This window comes from Streptomyces sp. NPDC045431 (assembly GCF_040646655.1).
GTDB lineage: Bacteria > Actinomycetota > Actinomycetes > Streptomycetales > Streptomycetaceae > Streptomyces.
On sequence record NZ_JBEZAQ010000001.1, the window covers coordinates 840,753 to 859,104 of the forward strand.

Genomic DNA, 18,352 nt, shown 5'->3' on the forward strand with positions numbered 1-18,352 from the left:
GCACGCACCGAGAGAGAAGAGCCGCACATGACCCACCACCACCCGCACTCCGGCACCAGACGGACCGCCGTGGCCCTGTCCCTGACCGCGGTGCTCGCCCTCACCGCCACCGCCTGCGGTGACGACGGCACCGGCGGCAGCGGCGCCGAGGGCTCCGGCACGGGCACGATCACCTTCTGGGACAACAACGGCGGCGTCCGCACCGCCGTCTGGCAGGAGATCATCAAGGACTTCGAGGCGAAGCACCCCGACATCAAGGTGAAGTACGTCCCCGTCCCCAGCGAGGACGTGCAGTCCAAGTACGACACCGCCATCGCGGGCGGCGGCCTGCCGGACGTCGGCGGCGTCGGCGCGGCCTACCTCGCCAACATGGTCGCCCAGGACGCCCTGGACCCGGTCGGCGACCGGATCAAGGACTCCGGCCTCGACGGCAAGCTGGTCGAGACGATGGTCGACTCCGTCACGTCGGCCGGCGGGCGCGCCGACGAGATGTACGCCGTGCCCACCTCCGCCAGCAACGGCACGCTCTACTACCGCACCGACCTGTTCAAGGCGGCGGGCCTCGAGCCGCCGACGACCTGGGACCGGTTCTACGCTGCGGCCCAGAAGCTCACCGACGCCGAGAACAACGAGTTCGGCTACACCATCCGGGGCGGGGCCGGCTCCATCGCCCAGGCGCTGGACGCCATGTACGGACAGTCGGGCATCACCTCCTTCTGGGAGGGCGACAAGACCACCGTCAACGACCCGAAGAACGTGGCGGCGCTGGAGAAGTACGTCGGGCTGTACAAGAAGACGACGCCCGCGGCGGACGTCAACAACGACTTCAAGAAGATGGTCGCGCAGTTCGACACCGGCACCATCGGCATGCTCAGCCACAACCTCGGCTCCTACACCGACCACGTGAAGGCGCTCGGGAAGGACAAGTTCGCCGGCATCCCCAACCCGGTCGGACCGGACGGCAAGCGCGTCCAGGTCTCCAACCCGGTGGACGGCCTCGGCCTCTTCAAGACCGGCAAGAACAAGGCCGCGGCGTGGAAGTTCATCGAGTTCGCCGTCTCCCACGAGTCCAACAGCAAGTGGAACGCCTCCGCCGGCGCCATCCCGGCCAACAAGGAAGCCCAGGCCGATCCGTGGCTGCGGGACGCCGAGGCGACGAAGCTGGGCGCGCAGGCGCTCACCGACGGCTCCACCACGATCGTCGAGCTGCCGTACTTCCTCCCCGACTGGAACAAGATCAGCAAGGCCGACAACGAGCCGAACTTCCAGAAGGTGCTGCTGGGCCGGCTGACCGCGAAGCAGTTCCTGGACACGCTCGCGGAGCAGCTGAACACGGCGCGCGCGGAGTGGAACGAGCAGCAGAACAAGAGCTGAGCCCTCTGACGACCCCCCGACGAGAGTGAGCACCCACCCGTGTCCCTGAGCCGCAGACAGACCGTGCGGACCGCGGCGGCGCTCGCCGCCGCCCTGCCGCTGGTGCCCGCCGCCGCGGGGGAGGCCACGGCCCGCCCCCGCCCCCGGCCCCGTACCCTCCACATCGCCGGAGACTCCACCGCCGCGCGGAAGTACGCCGACGCCGCGCCCGAGACGGGGTGGGGGATGGCGCTCCCCTTCTTCCTCACGCCGGGCCTCGCCGTCGCCAACCACGCCGTCAACGGCCGCAGTTCCAAGAGCTTCATCGACGAGGGCCGCCTCGATGCCGTCCTGGAGGTGCTGCGCCCCGGCGACGACCTGCTCGTCCAGTTCGGCCACAACGACCAGAAGTCGGCCGATCCCACCCGCTCCACCGAACCGTGGACCACCTACCAGGACCACCTGCGCCGGTACGTGGCCGGGGCCAGGGCGCGCGGGGCCCGGCCGGTGCTGCTGACCTCCGTCGAGCGGCGGAGGTTCGACGCCTCGGGCAGCCCCGTGCCGACGCACGGCGCGTATCCGGCGGCCGTGCGGGCGCTGGCGGCCGAGGAGGGCGTCGCCCTCGTCGACGTCCAGGAGTCGAGTCTCGCCGAGTGGCGCAGGCTCGGCCCCGAGCCCTCCAAGGAGTACTTCCTGTGGCTCGCGCCGGGCGAGGCGCCCAACTTCCCGGACGGCGAGCAGGACAACACCCACTTCCGGCCGCGCGGCGCCATCGAGGTGGCCCGGCTGGTGGCGCGGGGCCTGCGGGCGGCCGGAGTGCTGGAACCGCGGCACGTACGGCGGCTGGAGGACCCCGTACCCGCCGAGTGGATCACCTGGCCCGAACCCGGGACCTCCCCGCAGACCTGACACGACAGGAGCCGCCATGCGTCCCCACAGATCCGCGCCGGTGATCGCCGGATGCACCGCCCTGGTGCTCGCCCTGACCGGTACGGTCACGGCGCACGCCGCCACCGCGCCCGCCCCGCGCGACCTCGCCCGGCAGACCCTCCCGGCCGGTGACGGCTGGGCCTCCGAGGGCCCGGGTACCAAGGGCGGGGCCGCCGCCGCGCCCGAGCACGTGTACACCGTCACCACCTGGTCCCGGTTCAAGGCCGCGCTCGCCGCCGACACCGGCGGCGCGCCCAGGATCATCCGGGTGGTGGGCACCCTGAACGCCACCGAGGGCGGCTGCGCCTCCTTCGAGGCCGACGGGTACGACTTCGACCGGTACCTCGCCGCGTACGACCCGGCGGTGTGGGGCCGTGACACCCCCGTCAGCGGCCCCCAGGAGGACCTGCGTGCCGCCTCCGCCGAGAAGCAGGCGGCCTCCGTCAAGGCCGCCGTCCCCGCCCGCACCACCATCGTGGGCGTCGGCGACGACGCCGGCATCACGGGCGGCAGCCTCCAGATCCGGCACGTCGACGACGTCATCGTCCGCAACCTGACGCTGGAGAGCCCGCTCGACTGCTTCCCGCAGTGGGACCCCACGGACGGCGCGACGGGCGCCTGGAACTCCGAGTACGACGCGATGGTGGTGTACGGCTCCACCCATGTGTGGATCGACCACAACACCTTCACCGACGGCCGGTACCCCGACAGCTCCCTGCCCCACTACTACGGCGAGCTGTACCAGCAGCACGACGGCGAACTGGACATCGTGCGGGGCGCCGACCACGTCACCGCCTCCTGGAACGTGTTCGCCGACCACGACAAGACGCTGATGATCGGCAACAGCGACGGCGCGGCCGCCACGGACGCGGGGAAGCTCAAGGTGACGCTCCACCACAACCTCTTCAGCGGTGTCGTCGAGCGCGCCCCCCGCGTCCGCTTCGGCCAGGTCGACGCGTACAACAACCACCACGTGGTGAGGAAGGGGCAGCCCTACGCGTACGCCTTCGGCATCGGCCACGCGTCGCGGCTCCACGCCGAGAAGAACTCCTTCAGCCTGCCGGCGGGCGTCAGCGCCGGGCGGATCCTGAAGAAGTGGAAGGAGGCCCCGGTGACGGCCGTCGGCAACCACGTCAACGGCCGGCCGGTCGATCTCATCGCCGTCCACAACGCGGAGACGCCGGGCGAGGTCCTCACGCCGGGGGCGGGCTGGACCCCGACCCTGCGCACGAGGGTCGACGACCCGCGTGCCCTGCCGGGACTCGTCACCGCGCGCGCGGGGGCGGGCAGGCTCCGCTGACCGGGCCTCCTTCTCCGGGCGACCGCCGTGCGGGGCGGGACGCCCGGAGAAGGAGGCCGCCCTCAGGCGTCGACGGGTTCGTGGAGCGGCCCCTTCGACGCGTCGGTGCGCGAGGACCGGTTCCGCCGCCGGGTGATCCCGGCCACCGCCCCGAGGATCAGGAGGGTGCCCACGACGTGCTGCCAGGTGATGCGCTCGTCCGCCAGCCACGCCCCCAGGAGCAGGGCGATGACGGGGGTCGCGAAGGCGTACGCGGACGTCCGCGTGGGACCCCAGGCCCGCAGCAGGTAGGTGTAGGCGGTGAAGCCCAGCACCGACCCCACGAGGACGAGATAGCCCCAGCTCAGCCAGGTCGACGAGGCTTCCGGCAGCGGATGCTCCAGGATGCGCCGGCCCTCCAGGAGGAACGCGAAGGGCAGGAGCAGCAGGCCGCCCACCAGGTTCTCGAACGCGGACATGAGCGCCGAGGGGTAGCGGGACAGCACGCCCCCTCCGTACACGCCCGCCCAGTCGTACACGAGCGTGCCCACGACGATCGCCAGGGCGGCGAGGGCCTTGCGCGGCGACCAGTCGCTGCTGGTCTGCCCGTAGAGGAGCAGCACCACGCCGCAGAGGCCGATGCCGAGAGAGGCCCACTGCGTCCGGCCGATCACCTCACGGGTCATCAGCGCCGCGAAGAAGAACAGCCCGATCGGGACGAACCCCTGGACGATGACTCCGGCGGTCCCCGACTCGACGTACTGCTCGCCCCAGAAGATCAGCCCGAAGCACACGCTGATGGCCCCGAAGGACATCACCACCAGGGGCCTGATGTCGGAGCGGGCGATGGGCTTCCAGCCGCCGAGCCACCGCGCGAGCAGCAGCAGGATCAGCCCCGCCACGATGAAGCGCGTGGCGGCGAACCACAGCGGGGGCATCGCGGTGACCCCGACCCGGATCGCGATCCAGGTGCTCCCCCAGGCGATGCAGAGGGTGGTGAAAACCAGCCACACGAAGGCGGTGGACCTCCCCCCTCCTCCCGGCTCAGGCATCGGGGGAGGGCTTTCGCATCGCCAGCACGGTGGTGCTGCCGAACGCCGCGGTACGGCTGCTCAGGTCCGCCGCGAGCTCGAAGCCGTGCACGCGGATCTCGTCGATCAGCTCGCTCGTCGGGCTCTCCTTGTACGGCACCAGCGGCAGCATCAGCTCGGTGGTGCTGCCGTCCTCGAGGCGGATGCGCCGCGGGATGACCCGTCCGGGGACCACCGGGCCCACCGACTCGTAGTCCGGCACGGAGAAGAACCCGTCGAGCCACCGCTCCCGGCAGTGGGCCACCAGGAACAGGCCGCCGGGGGCGAGGAGTTCGTGCACCCGCTTCAGGTGCGCGGAGCGGAGGTCGCTGTCCGGGATCATGTGCAGGCAGCCCATGTTGATCGCCAGGTCGAACCGCTGCCGGGGCAGGTCCGCCAGGACGCAGATGTCCCGTTCCAGGAACGTCGCCTCCACGCCCTGGGCGGCGGCCCGCTCCCGCGCCTTGGTGAGCGCGGGGCGGGCGACGTCGACGCCCACCACGTCGAAGCCCCGCCCCGCCAGGTAGTTCGCGTCGCGGCCCTCGCCGCAGCCCAGGTCGATGACGGAGCAGGGCTCGACGCCCATGGTCTCCAGGGCGTGCACCAGCGCCTCGTTGGGCTCGGGGGGTTCCCAGAGCGGCGCGCCGGCCTCGTAGACCCGGGCGTACCGGTCGGAGTAGCCGTAGTAGTAGTCGGGCAGCGCGGGGACCTCCGCCAGGCGCGGGAGCGACTCGGGCTGCTCCTTCAGGGCACCGGGGACGTTCGAGACCTCCACGACCACGGCGGTGTCCGTACTGGCACTCGGCCGGATCCCGGCCGCCGCGCCGGGGACGAGCCGGCGGACCTGGCCTTCGCCCACGACCTCGCCCGAGGGCCCGTCCGAGGCGTGGCCGGCGAGCGCGACGAGCTCGACCCGGCCGGAGACGACGAGGAGGAACGCCTCGTCGGAGACGGTGAAGCACACCGGCCCGTCGATACATCGCCGGGCGACCGTCCTGCCGTCCGGCAGACATCGGGCCTCTTCCAGGGCCGCGAAGGAGTCGATGTCGACGGAGCCCGTGGTCAGGGTGGAGCGCAGCTCGTTCCAGGAGGTATCGGGAGCGAGGACGCTCCGCAGCGATATCGCGTGGTGCACCGGGGGCGTCGCGGTCACGACAGGGCCTCTTCTCGGACGGTACGGGTACGGCTGAGCTTGATCTCCCGCACGAGCTGGCGCTGCTCGTCGGGCCACCACGCCCCGCAGTCGTCGCTCACGACGCAGGCGGCGCAGCGCTCGAGGTCGTAGACGCGCATGCCGGTGATGGGCGGTGCGTACAGGTGGAGCGTCACCGTCAGGTCGTCCGTCGGGTTCTCCATGCTGTGGATCATGCCGCGGGGGGCGAAGTACCGGGAGCCGCACGGCTCGTCGCGGGTGAGGAAGGAGACCGGGATGTCGTCCTGGTCGAGGGTGTACAGGGTGTGCCGGACGGTTCCCGCCATGACGTTGATCCACCCGAAGGAGTGCCCGTGGTCGTGCGGCGCGCAGGGACGGTGGGACGCCCAGTTCATGGCGAGGATCTCGATGTCCCCGGTGGCGTACAGCTTCTTGCGCCCGTAGGGGTAGACGCCCGGGTCGCCCGCGTAGGGCAGGACCTCGTCCAGTGAGGCGTCGATGCTCTCCCAGGCTTCCCGGAGTTCGTGCGGGCCGGGCCGCCGCAAGGAATCGAATGTGCTTGATATGCGCTCGATCAACTGCATGAGGGGTCAACCTTCCGCGCGCAGCGCCTAGTTGGGGTTCAAGCGGGAAAAGGCCATCAGTTGTCCGGATGGGCAGTCAAGGCTCTTTTCGGAAGCGCTCGCCACGAAAGAATGTGCGGTCGGGGCGTGCTCCGCACTCTGATCCCGCTCCGGCTCCCCGGGCCGCGCTCCGCCTCCGGAAGTCGCTTCGGCAGTCGGATCGTGTCGGGAAGGTTGACACCTCCTGTGGCGCCTGGCTTCATGAACATCGCGCAATGGGAGCGCTCCCACAACTGAACGTGCTTCTCGTTTCGGCAAAACGACAGAAGGGCACACAGTGGGACAGTCACCAACAAGGAGCCGCCGCCCCCGCGGGCCACTCCGACATGTCCGGGCACTCGTCGCCGCGGTGATGACCGTCGGGCTGCTGGGTGCGGCCGGGACCGACGTGTGGGCCGCGGACGCGGCCGCCGCCAAGCCCGCAGTGCGGTCGGTCGAGCCGGGGGCCGCCGCCGACGCCGCCCCGGGGGACGACTGGCTGCGCACGCAGGGCAACAAGATCGTCGACGCGCAGGGCGACGAGGTCTGGCTCACCGGCGCCAACTGGTTCGGCTTCAACGCCGGCGAGCGCGTCTTCCACGGTCTCTGGTCCGGCAACATCACCGAGATCACCAAGTCCATGGCCGACCGGGGCATCAACATCGTCCGCGTCCCCGTCTCCACCCAGCTCCTCCTGGAGTGGAAGAACGGCCAGGCGGCCGTCCCCAGCGGCGTCAACGCCTACGCCAACCCCGAGATCGCCGGCAAGACCTCCCTGGAGGTCTTCGACACCTGGCTGGCCCTGTGCAAGCGGTACGGCATCAAGGTCATGCTCGACGTGCACAGCGCCGAGGCCGACAACTCCGGGCACGTGTACCCGGTGTGGTGGAAGGGCTCCATCACCTCCGAGGACTTCTACACCGCCTGGGAGTGGGTGACCGCGCGCTACAAGAACGACGACACGCTCGTCGCCATGGACGTCAAGAACGAGCCCCACGGCACCGCGAGCACGAGCCCGCGCGCCAAGTGGGACGGCTCGACGGACCAGGACAACTTCAAGTACGTCTGTGAGACCGCGGGCAAGCGCATGCTCGCCATCAACCCGAACCTGCTCGTGCTGTGCGAGGGCATCGAGATCTACCCCAAGGCGGGCGTGAGCTGGACCTCCACCACCCCGACCGACTACCACTCCACCTGGTGGGGCGGGAACCTGCGCGGCGTCCGCGACCACCCCGTCGACCTGGGCGCCCACAACGACCAACTCGTCTACTCCCCGCACGACTACGGACCGCTGGTCCACCTCCAGCCCTGGTTCACCGGTGACTGGAACCGCACCACCCTCGAACGCGACGTCTGGGACCCCAACTGGCTCTACCTCCACAAGGAGAACAAGGCCCCGCTGCTCATCGGCGAATGGGGCGGCTTCCTCGACGGCGGCCCGAACCAGAAGTGGATGACCGCGCTCCGTGACCTCATCGTCGAGCACCGCATCCACCAGACCTTCTGGTGCCTCAACCCCAACTCCGGCGACACCGGCGGGCTCCTCCTCGGCGACTGGAAGACCTGGGACGAGGAGAAGTACGCCCTCCTCAAGCCCGCCCTGTGGCAGCACGACGGCAAGTTCGTCAGCCTCGACCACGAGGTCCCGCTCGGCGGCTCCGGCACCACCACCGGCGTCAGCCTGCGCGATGTGTACGGGGACGGCCCCGGTGATCCCACGGACACCACCGCTCCCACCGCGCCGACCGGCCTGACCAGCCCGGCGAAGACGTCGTCCTCCGTGACGCTGTCGTGGACGGCGTCGACCGACAACGTGGGTGTGAGCGGGTACGACGTGTACCGGGGCGGTACGAAGGTGAACGCGGCCCCGGTGACGGGGACGACGTACACCGACACGGGGCTCGCGGCCTCGACGGCGTACAGCTACACCGTGCGGGCGCATGACGCGGCGGGCAACGTGTCGACGCCGTCAGCAGCGCTCAGCGTCACCACGGAATCGGCCGGCACCCCGTCCGGTGCGGTCAAGGTTCGTTACAAGAACAACGACTCCTCGGCGACGGACAACGCCATCCGGCCCTCGCTCCAGGTGGCGAACACGGGCGCCTCGGCGGTGGATCTGAGCAAGGTGTCGCTGCGCTACTACTTCACGCGTGACGGCTCGGCCTCCGTCAACGCCTACTGCGACTACGCGGCGGTCGGCTGTGCGCAGGTGAAGCTGCGTGTGGTGCCGCTGAGCGCGCCGGTGGCGGGTGCGGACGCGTATCTGGAGGTGTCCTTCGCGGCGGGCTCGCTGGCCGCCGGGCGGGACACCGGTGACATCCAGCTGCGGATGGCCAAGTCGGACTGGTCGAACTTCAACGAGGCCAACGACTACAGCCGCTCGACGGTGACCGCGTACGCCGACGCCCCCGCGATCCCCGCGTACACCGGCACCACCCTCGCCTGGGGCGCGCCCCCGGCCTGACCCCCCCACGTACGGAAGGAACGTTCCGTTGCGCGCGCTCACCACCTGGTTGACCGCCGCCGCCGTCGGCGCCGGGATGCTCGTCCCCCTGTCCCTCTCGACCGTCTCCGCCTCCGCCGCCCCCGCCTTCAACTACGGCGAGGCGCTCCAGAAGTCGCTCCTCTTCTACGAGGCCCAGCAGTCCGGCAAGCTTCCCGACACCAACCGCGTCAACTGGCGCGGCGATTCCGGTCTGGACGACGGCAAGGATGTCGGACTCGACCTGACCGGTGGCTGGTACGACGCCGGTGACCACGTGAAGTTCGGCCTGCCCATGGCCTTCTCCGCGACCATGCTCGCCTGGGGCGGGGTGGCGGAGAAGGAGGCGTACACCTCCTCCGGCCAGCTGCCGTACCTGAAGAACAACCTCCGCTTCGTCAACGACTACTTCCTCAAGGCCCACCCCGCCCCGAACGTCCTCTACGGCCAGATCGGCAACGGCGCCGACGACCACAAGTGGTGGGGCCCCGCCGAGGTCATGCCGATGGCGCGGCCCGCCTACAAGATCGACGCTTCCTGCCCGGGCTCCGACCTCGCCGGTCAGACCGCCGCCGCGATGGCCGCCTCCTCCCTCGTGTTCAAGGACAGCGACCCGGCCTACGCCGACAAGCTGATCACCCATGCCAAGCAGCTGTACGCCTTCGCCGACACCTACCGCGGCAAGTACAGCGACTGCATCACCGACGCGAAGGCGTACTACAACTCCTGGAGCGGCTACCAGGACGAGCTCGTGTGGGGCGCGATCTGGCTCCACAAGGCCACCGGCGACGCCGCCTACCTCGCCAAGGCGGAGACGTACTACGACAACCTCTCCACCGAGCCGCAGACCACCACCCGCTCCTACCGCTGGACCCTCTCCTGGGACGACTCCTCCTACGGCGCGTACGTGCTGCTCGCCCAGCTCACCGGCAAGCGGAAGTACGTCGACGACGCCAACCGCTGGCTCGACTGGTGGACGGTCGGCGTGAACGGCCAGCGCGTCCGCTACTCACCCGGCGGCCAGGCCGTCCTCGACAGCTGGGGCTCCCTGCGGTACGCGGCGAACACCGCCTTCGCCGCGCTCCAGTACTCCGACTGGCTCTCACGGACCGGCGGCGACAGCGAGCGCGAGGCGCGGTACCACGACTTCGCGGTACGGCAGATCAACTACGCGCTCGGCGACAACCCCCGCAAGTCCAGTTACGTCGTCGGCTTCGGCGCCAACCCGCCGACCAAGCCGCACCACCGCACGGCCCACGGCTCGTGGACCGACCAGATCAACAACCCGGTCGAGAGCAGGCACACGTTGTACGGCGCGCTGGTCGGGGGGCCGAGCGCGCCGGACGACACGTACACCGACGACCGGTCGAACTACGTGAACAACGAGGTCGCCACCGACTACAACGCGGCCTTCACCGGGGCACTGGCCCGGCTGTACGCCGAGTACGGCGGCACTCCGCTCGCCGACTTCCCGAAGGCCGAGCAGCCGGACGGGCCGGAGGTCCTCGTACAGGCGTCGGTCAACGCGACCGGGCCGAACTTCACCGAGATCAAGGCGTACCTCGTCAACAAGTCCGCCTGGCCGGCGCGGGCGCTGACCGACGCCTCGCTGCGCTACTACTTCACCCTGGAGCCGGGCGTCGCCCCGGACCAGATCAGCTACACCACCAACTACAACCAGTGCGGCAGGGTCAGCGGGCCCACGCAGTACAAGGACAACATGTACTACGTGACCGTGGACTGCTCGGACGCGACGATCGCCCCGGCGGGGCAGTCGGCCTACCGCAAGGAGGTGCAGTTCCGGATCAGCTCGGCGGGCGCGTGGAGCGCCGCCAACGACTGGTCGTACCCGTCCACGGCGACGACGCCGGGGTCCACTCCCGTGGACGCACCGAAGATCGTGCTGATGGAGGGCGCGCAGAAGCAGTGGGGCGCCACACCGGACGGCACGGTCCCGACCCCGACCCCGACTCCCACGCCTACTCCCACGCCCACTCCGACCCCCACTCCGACTCCCACGCCCACTCCGACTCCCACGCCGACCCCTGTCGGCTCGTGCGCCGTGACGTACACCGTCACCCAGTCGTGGGGCGGCGGCTTCACCACGGAGGTCGCGGTGAAGAACACCAGCGCCACCGCCGTGAACGGCTGGCGGCTCGGCTTCGCCTTCAAGGGCGCCGAGAAGGTCACCAACGCCTGGAACGCCACGGTCACCCAGACCGGTGCGCAGGTGACGGCCGCCAACGTCGCCCACAACGCCGCCATCCCGGCGGGCGGCACCGTCTCCTTCGGCTTCCAGGGCTCCGGCGCACCCGCAGGTACGCCCGCCGCCTTCACCCTCAACGGAAAGGAGTGCGGCTGACATGAGAGCCCTCATCCCCGTGCTGGCAGCGGTCCTCTCGCTCACCGGGCTGACCGCCGCCCAGCCCCGAGCCTCCGGCTCCGCCTCCGTCACTGCCACCGCCGCCCTGCCCTACCAGGATCCGTCCCTGCCCGTGAAGACGCGGGTCGACGACCTCCTGGCGCGGATGACGCTCGACGACAAGATCGGGCAGATGACCCAGGTCGAGCGCGAGGCGCTCGTCCCGCAGTCGGACCTGGCGACCTACCGCATCGGCTCCGTGCTGTCCGGTGGCAACTCCACGGTCAGCCCCAACAACGCCCAGACGTGGGCGGACACGTACGACGCGTACCAGCGCACCGCGCTGACCACGCCGCTCGCCATCCCGATGATCTACGGCATCGACGCGGTGCACGGCCACAACGCGGTGCGCGGCGCGACGATCTTCCCGCACAACATCGGGCTCGGCGCCACCCGCGACCCGGCCCTCGTGCAGAGGATCGGCCGCGCGGTCGCCGAGGAGGTCTCCGGCACCGGCATCGACTGGAACTTCGCGCCGTGTCTGTGCGTGGCCCGCAACGACCGCTGGGGGCGTACGTACGAGTCGTTCGGCGAGACCCCCGAGCTGCCGACGTCGATGGCGACGTACGTCACCGGCCTCCAGGGCGAGAAGCTCGGCGGCGCCCCCGCCTCGGTCCTCGCCACCGCCAAGCACTTCATCGGCGACGGCGGTACGACGAACGGCACCGACCAGGGCAACACCCAGCTCTCCGAAGCCGAGCTGCGGGCGATCCACCTGCCGCCGTTCAAGGAGGCGCTGCGGCGGGGCGCCGGCTCGGTCATGCTCTCGTACAGCAGCTGGAACGGCGTCAAGCTGCACGGCCACAAGTACCTCGTCACCGACCTGCTCAAGGGCGAGCTGGGCTTCACCGGCTTCGTGGTCTCCGACTGGGCGGCCATCGACCAGCTCGACGGGCAGAGCGGCTTCACGGCGGCGGAGGTGACCACCTCCGTCAACGCGGGCGTCGACATGGTGATGGTGCCGCACGATTACAAGAAGTTCCTCTCGCTGCTGCGCGGCGAGGTGCAGGCCGGGCGTATCCCGATGGCCAGGATCGACGACGCCAACCGCCGCATCCTGACGAAGAAGTTCGAGCTGGGCCTCTTCGAGAAGCCGCTGGCGGACCGGGCGTACACCGGGACCGTCGGCTCGGCCGACCACCGGGCGCTCGCCCGGCAGGCGGTGCGCGCGTCGCAGGTGCTGCTGAAGAACGAGGGCAGGGTGCTGCCGCTCGCCAAGTCGGCGAAGCTCTTCGTGGCCGGCAAGTCGGCCGACGACATCGGCAACCTCAGCGGTGGCTGGACCATGAGCTGGCAGGGCAGCAGCGGCAATATCACCCCCGGTACGACCGTCCTCCAGGGCATCCGCGCCGCTGTCACCGACCCGTCCCGCGTCGCGTACGACCGGTACGGCAACGGGGTCGACGGCAGCTACACCGCCGCCGTCGCCGTGATCGGCGAGACGCCGTACGCCGAGATGCACGGCGACCGGCCCGGTGCCATGGGGCTCGACCAGGAGGACCTGCAGACCCTCGCCAAGCTCAAGGCGAGCGGCGTTCCGGTGGTCGTGGTCCTCGTCTCCGGGCGGCCGCTGGACATCGCGGCCCAACTGCCGGACTGGAAGGCCTTGATCGCGGCCTGGTTGCCGGGCACCGAGGGGGGCGGCGTCTCGGACGTCCTCTTCGGGGACCACGAACCGACCGGCGAGCTGCCCATGACGTGGATGGCCTCCGCGTCGCAGCAGCCGATCAACGACGGCGACGGGAAGACACCGCTGTTCCCGTACGGCTTCGGCCTGAGCTACGCCACGGACCCGACACCGACACCGACACCGACGCCCACCCCGACCCCGACGCCCACCCCGACGCCCACGCCAACGCCCGCCCCCGGCTGTACGGCCGACCTCAAGGTCACCAACTCCTGGTCCGGTGGCTTCCAGGCCGAGGTCACCGTCAAGAACGGCTCCACCACGCCCCTGAGCGGCTGGTCGGTGGCCTGGGACCTCGCAGGGACCACGGTGACGAACATCTGGAACGGCGCCCTGAGCACGGCGTCGGGCCGCGCCACCGTCCGCAACGTCGCCTACAACGGTGCCGTGGCGCCGGGCGCGTCCGTCTCGTTCGGGTTCACCGCCACAGGAAGCCCGTATGCCCCCGGTTCCTTCGGAACTTGTCATGTTCATTGACAGAAAGGCCCCCCGCTGGTTCATTGCTTGTAAATGGGAGCGCTCCCATCGCGATCCGCTCCCGTCCCTGCCCCCGCACCTTCCGAAAAGGGAGATCCGTACGTGACGCACGTGACGCACGAGACACGCAAGGGAAAGCGGCACAAGCGGCGGCGCACCGCCGTGGCCGCCGCCACCGCCACCACCCTCCTCTTCGGCCTGGCCGGCCTCCTCGGCTCCGCGCCGACGGCGGCCGCGGCCGAGGCCCACGTCGACAACCCGTTCGCCGGCGCCTCCTTCTACGTCAACCCGGACTACGCCCGCCTGGTCGACGGCTCCATCGCCCAGACCAGCGACACGGCGCTCAAGGCCAAGATGGAGAAGGTCAAGACCTATCCGACCGCCGTCTGGCTGGACCGCATCGCCGCCATCCACGGCGGCGAGGTCAACGCGGGCCGCAAGAGCCTCGCCGACCACCTCGACCTGGCCCTCGCTCAGAAGAAGCCCGGCCAGCCGCTCGTCGCCACCTTCGTCGTGTACGACCTCCCGGGCCGCGACTGCGCCGCCCTCGCCTCCAACGGTGAACTTCCCCTCACCGCCGAGGGCCTGGCGCGCTACAAGACCGAGTACATCGACGCCATCGCCTCGGTCTTCGCCAACCCCAAGTACCAGGACATCCGCATCACCACCGTCATCGAGCCGGACGGCCTGCCCAACCTGGTCACCAACCTCGCCGACCCCGAGTGCGCCCAGGCCAAGAGCAGCGGCATCCAGGTCGACGCCATCCGGTACGCCCTGAACAAGCTGCACGCCATCCCGAACGTCTACACGTACATGGACTTCGCCCACTCCGGTTGGCTCGGCTGGGACACCAACCTCTCCCAGACCACCCAGCTGTACACGGACGTCGTCAAGGGCACGACGGCCGGTCTGGCGAGCGTGGACGGCCTGATCACCAACGTCTCCAACTACACGCCGCTCGCCGAGCCGTTCCTCACCGACCCGAACAAGACGGTCGGCGGCAACATGATCAAGTCGGGCAAGTACTACGAGTGGAACCCGAACTTCGACGAGTCCGACTTCACCAAGGCGATCCACAGCGCCCTGGTCTCCCAGGGCTGGCCGGCGTCCACCGGCATGGTCGTCGACACCTCCCGCAACGGCTGGGGCGGCGCCGCACGGCCGACCGCCGAGTCCACGAGCACGGTCCTCGACACGTACGTCACCCAGTCCAAGGTCGACCGCCGCACGCACCGCGGCCTGTGGTGCAACGTGAACGGCGCCGGCATGGGCCAGCCGCCGCAGGCCTCGCCCGCCGGCTACCCGGACTCGCACCTCGACGCGTTCCTCTGGATCAAGCCGCCGGGGGAGTCGGACGGCGCGAGCAAGGACATCCCGAACGACGAGGGCAAGCGTCCGGACCCGATGTGCAACCCGGCCTACACGGCGCCCAACGCGGGCAACAACCCCACCGGCGCCATGCCCGACGCACCGCTGGCCGGCCACTGGTTCCACAACCAGTTCGCGATGCTCGTCCAGAACGCCCACCCGGCCGTCGGCGGCGGTGACACGCCTCCTCCCGTCGACACCACCGCTCCCACCGCGCCGACCGGCCTGACCAGCCCGGCGAAGACGTCGTCCTCCGTGACGCTGTCGTGGACGGCGTCGACCGACAACGTGGGGGTGAGCGGGTACGACGTGTACCGGGGCGGTACGAAGGTGAACGCGGCCCCGGTGGCGGGGACGACGTACACCGACACGGGGCTCGCGGCCTCGACGGCGTACAGCTACACCGTGCGGGCGCGTGACGCGGCCGGCAACGTCTCGGCTGCCTCCGCGGCCCTGTCCGTCACCACCTCGGCGGGCGGCGGTGACCCCACGCCCACCGGCGGGGTGAAGGTCCGCTACAAGAACAACGACTCCTCGGCGACGGACAACGCCATCCGGCCCTCGCTCCAGGTGGCCAACACCGGCACCTCGGCCGTGGATCTGAGCAAGGTGTCGCTGCGCTACTACTTCACCCGCGACGGCTCGGCCTCCGTCAACGCCTACTGCGACTACGCGGCGGTCGGCTGTGCGCAGGTGAAGCTGCGTGTGGTGCCGCTGAGCACGCCGGTGGCGGGTGCGGATGCGTATCTGGAGGTGTCCTTCGCGGCGGGCTCGCTGGCCGCCGGGCGGGACACCGGTGACATCCAGCTGCGGATGGCCAAGTCGGACTGGTCGAACTTCAACGAGGCCAACGACTACAGCCGCTCGACGGTGACCGCGTACGCCGACGCCCCCGCGATCCCCGCGTACACCGGCACCACCCTCGCCTGGGGCGCGCCCCCGGCCTGAACCCCACCCACTCCTGTCCGCCCCGCCTTGTCGGACATGCCGGGCCGGGCGGACAGGCCTCACTCATCCCTCACTCACTGAACAGGCGGAGCGAGCGGCCGGCCGTACCCACGGGGGGACGGCCGGCCGTCGTCGTGCACGTCGCTCTCGGCGTCGGGCGGCGCGCCGGCCTCCACCCCTGCCCGCAGGAGCTACGTTTCCGCGGTCTTCCCTTCGCGGCGGCCCAGCGTACGGGCACGCCGAAGGAGGAGGCCGTGGCGCTCACGGCCTCCTCCTCGCGTACCGGTCCGGTCGTACGGCGGTGGGTTACGCCACCGAGCACGCCGTTCCGTTGAGGCTGAACTGCGCGGGTGCGGTGAACGTGCCCGTGTACGTGCCCTGGAAGCCGAAGGACTGGCTGCCGGACGGGGGGATCTGGGCGTTGGAGGAGAGGTTCGTCGCGGTCACCGCGCCCGAGGAGGGCGCGATGGTCGCGTTCCAGGCGTTCGTGACGCGCTGGCCGGACGGCAGCGTGAAGGCCACCTTCCAGCCGTTGACGGGCGCCGTGCTCGTGTTGGCGACCGTCACGTTGGCGGTGAAGCCGCCGGGCCAGACGTTCGCGGCGTACGTGACCCGGCAGGCGCCGGCCGGGGTTCCCGGGTCACCGGGGTCGCCGCCTCCGCCGGCGTTGACGGTGGAGGAGAAGGAGTTCACGCGCAGCCCGGCGCCGTTCTGCCACGGCTCGAAGCCGGCCTGGACGCTGGTGACGTACCACGAGGGCTGGGCGAGGCCGCGGGCGACGGCCTGGTCGATGAAGTCCATCACGTCGAAGCTCCAGCTGCTGATCGCGGAGGGGGCGACGAAGGAGATGACGTCGTTCGCGCCGTTGTTGCCGGTCCACACCTCCCAGCCGCGCCCGGCGACCGTGGCCGTACCGACCCGGGACCCCACCGGGTTGATGGGCCCGACCCGGTTGAACCAGATCATGATCTCGGTGCGGTTCACCCCGTCGGTGCGGGGCGTCGGGTCGAGCCAGATGTCGTACGAGGCGTTGTAGACGGCGTCCGCGACGTAGCCGTACGAGATGCTCGTCGGCGCGTTGTCGATGGCGCTCACCCGCAGGGGCAGGTTGGTGCCGGGTGAACAGTTCGTGTAGTGGCAGCCGTTGAAGACGGACGGGTACGACTTGGGCGCGCCGTTGGTCGGGACGGAGCCGTCGGCGCGGGTGAGCTCGAATCCGTTGGTCGTCGCGTTGACGCACTGCGTCCCGCTGGTGCCCCAGCGGTTGTTCTGGACGACGTAACGGCCCTGGATGACCGTGGAGCCGAACTGCTCGCAGATGAGGGTGTCGGCCTGCGCGGGCGTCGCGGTCGCCGTGACGAGGGCGGTCAGCGAGGCCAGCGTGACGAGTACGGCGGTGGCTGCCGCGCGTAAGGAGCGGGCGTGGCGGTGCAGGGAGTTCGTGCGGGGCATGCGGGTCCCTTCGGAAGGGGCGGGGGACGGATACCGATGGATACCGACGAATGCCGAGGTCAGTGGGAGCGCTCCCAATTCTGTGCTGCCGCTGGACTGTAGAAGCCTCCTGTGGCTCTGGCAAGACAGTGCGACGCACGCATTGACGTGAGCCGCTCGAGTCTCCACAGTGGTGGCCGAGGGCGGGAGCGCTCCCAAAACCTGCCGCCCTCACCTCTGGGCGGCGCGACGGCCGGGAACCGCCGAACCCGTACGCCGCGCCGCCCTCCCCATCCGCCCAGGAGGCACCCCCATGCGCTCAGCCGTCGTCCGCGGTTCCGCACTCCGCGGACCCGCCGTCCAGTTAGTCCTGGTGGCGTCCCTCGCCCTCGCCCTCGTCGTCGCGGCGATCGCCGTACAGCTCGGCGTCTCCCGCCCGGCCACCGCCGCGGCCGGGCAGACCACGGCCGTCAGCGGCGGCCCCGACACCTTCACGCAGGCGCTCCCGACCGGGGGACCCTCGCAGTACACGACCCCGCTGGAACGCTGCCACACCAGCCCCAGCTACCCGCTCTCCGGCCGCAACCCGATCCTGGACGAGCCGCTCACCCGGTCCTTCACGTCCAACGTGCCGCTGTCCGTGAGCGTCCGCGCCGACAGCACCACCGGCTACGGGCTGCGCGAGCTGGTCTTCACCAACCGCTCCACCAAGCCGATCCACCTGGACTGCGGCGTCCTGGTCTTCCTCGCCCCGTCCGGCTCGGACCAGCACCACTACGCGGCCTCGCAGGCCTTCGGGCACCCGCAGCAGGACTTCGTCGAGGTCAAGCGGGGCGACGGGACCTCGTACTACATCGCCCGCCTCGGCTTCCACGACGTACCGCTGGCCCAGCGCGGCATCGAGCCCGGCCACACCTGGACGTACAAGCTCGGCGGACCCAACCAGGGCGCCGTCGGCCTGGAGACCACGCGCGACTCGATCCGCTTCACCGCGGACCTCGCCGTCTCCTCCAACACCGAGCTGGTGAAGAAGTACGGCACCACCCGGTACGCCAACTGACCCCTGGCGCGACCTCGCCGCGGCCCGCCGCGACGGACTCCGCCGTGAAAGACCCTCACCCACAGGCCGCGTGACCGGGGCGCCGACCCC

Annotated in this window: 12 protein-coding genes; 8 read left to right on the forward strand and 4 right to left on the reverse strand. The window is 70.5% G+C overall.

What is annotated here, in order from left to right:
- The first annotated feature begins 27 nt into the window (after positions 1-27).
- From AB0A69_RS03755 to AB0A69_RS03765, 3 genes are read left to right on the forward strand one after another with little or no spacing between them, the layout of a single operon-like run.
- Complete coding sequence (locus tag AB0A69_RS03755; RefSeq protein ID WP_361414898.1) at positions 28-1,374, forward strand: sugar ABC transporter substrate-binding protein; 1,347 nt, start codon at positions 28-30, stop codon at positions 1,372-1,374.
- A gap of 39 nt (positions 1,375-1,413) precedes the next feature.
- A complete protein-coding gene (locus AB0A69_RS03760) occupies positions 1,414-2,262 on the forward strand; it encodes a rhamnogalacturonan acetylesterase (protein WP_361414900.1) in 849 nt (282 codons plus the stop codon).
- A gap of 16 nt (positions 2,263-2,278) precedes the next feature.
- Entirely contained in the window at positions 2,279-3,583 is a 1,305-nt protein-coding gene (locus AB0A69_RS03765; RefSeq protein WP_361414902.1) for a polysaccharide lyase family 1 protein, read from the forward strand.
- A gap of 62 nt (positions 3,584-3,645) precedes the next feature.
- On the opposite strand, the gene AB0A69_RS03770 is transcribed toward AB0A69_RS03765, so the two are convergent.
- Genes AB0A69_RS03770 through AB0A69_RS03780 form a run of 3 tightly spaced genes read right to left on the reverse strand, consistent with a single transcriptional unit; the run spans position 3,646 to position 6,330 of the window.
- Positions 3,646-4,575 (reverse strand): EamA family transporter, encoded by a 930-nt coding sequence (locus AB0A69_RS03770; RefSeq protein WP_361414904.1) that lies wholly within the window; start codon positions 4,573-4,575, stop codon positions 3,646-3,648.
- 31 nt (positions 4,576-4,606) lie between these two features.
- Positions 4,607-5,785, reverse strand: coding sequence for a methyltransferase domain-containing protein (locus tag AB0A69_RS03775; RefSeq protein WP_361414906.1), 1,179 nt, complete (start codon positions 5,783-5,785; stop codon positions 4,607-4,609).
- A complete protein-coding gene (locus tag AB0A69_RS03780; protein WP_361414908.1) occupies positions 5,782-6,330 on the reverse strand; it encodes a cysteine dioxygenase family protein in 549 nt (182 codons plus the stop codon). The genes AB0A69_RS03775 and AB0A69_RS03780 overlap by 4 nt, the downstream gene beginning before the upstream one ends.
- 430 nt (positions 6,331-6,760) lie before the next feature.
- Here AB0A69_RS03780 and AB0A69_RS03785 point away from each other — a divergent pair, with 430 nt between their 5' ends.
- The 4 genes from AB0A69_RS03785 to AB0A69_RS03800 all read left to right on the forward strand — a co-directional run bounded on the left by AB0A69_RS03785 (position 6,761) and on the right by AB0A69_RS03800 (position 15,771).
- Positions 6,761-8,851: a cellulase family glycosylhydrolase gene (locus AB0A69_RS03785; protein WP_361414910.1), complete on the forward strand. Its 2,091-nt coding sequence runs from the start codon at positions 6,761-6,763 to the stop codon at positions 8,849-8,851.
- A gap of 28 nt (positions 8,852-8,879) precedes the next feature.
- Positions 8,880-11,231 (forward strand): glycoside hydrolase family 9 protein, encoded by a 2,352-nt coding sequence (locus AB0A69_RS03790; RefSeq protein WP_361414912.1) that lies wholly within the window; start codon positions 8,880-8,882, stop codon positions 11,229-11,231.
- Position 11,232: 1 nt separating this feature from the next.
- Positions 11,233-13,455, forward strand: a complete 2,223-nt coding sequence (locus AB0A69_RS03795) for a glycoside hydrolase family 3 N-terminal domain-containing protein (protein ID WP_361414914.1) — start codon at positions 11,233-11,235, stop codon at positions 13,453-13,455.
- A gap of 102 nt (positions 13,456-13,557) precedes the next feature.
- Positions 13,558-15,771, forward strand: a complete 2,214-nt coding sequence (locus tag AB0A69_RS03800; protein WP_361414916.1) for a glycoside hydrolase family 6 protein — start codon at positions 13,558-13,560, stop codon at positions 15,769-15,771.
- A gap of 306 nt (positions 15,772-16,077) precedes the next feature.
- Here AB0A69_RS03800 and AB0A69_RS03805 read toward each other — a convergent pair whose 3' ends face one another.
- Complete coding sequence (locus tag AB0A69_RS03805) at positions 16,078-17,223, reverse strand: cellulose binding domain-containing protein (RefSeq protein ID WP_361414917.1); 1,146 nt, start codon at positions 17,221-17,223, stop codon at positions 16,078-16,080.
- Between the two features lie 352 nt (positions 17,224-17,575).
- Here AB0A69_RS03805 and AB0A69_RS03810 point away from each other — a divergent pair, with 352 nt between their 5' ends.
- Positions 17,576-18,262, forward strand: a complete 687-nt coding sequence (locus AB0A69_RS03810; RefSeq protein ID WP_361414919.1) for a hypothetical protein — start codon at positions 17,576-17,578, stop codon at positions 18,260-18,262.
- Positions 18,263-18,352 lie beyond the last annotated feature (90 nt).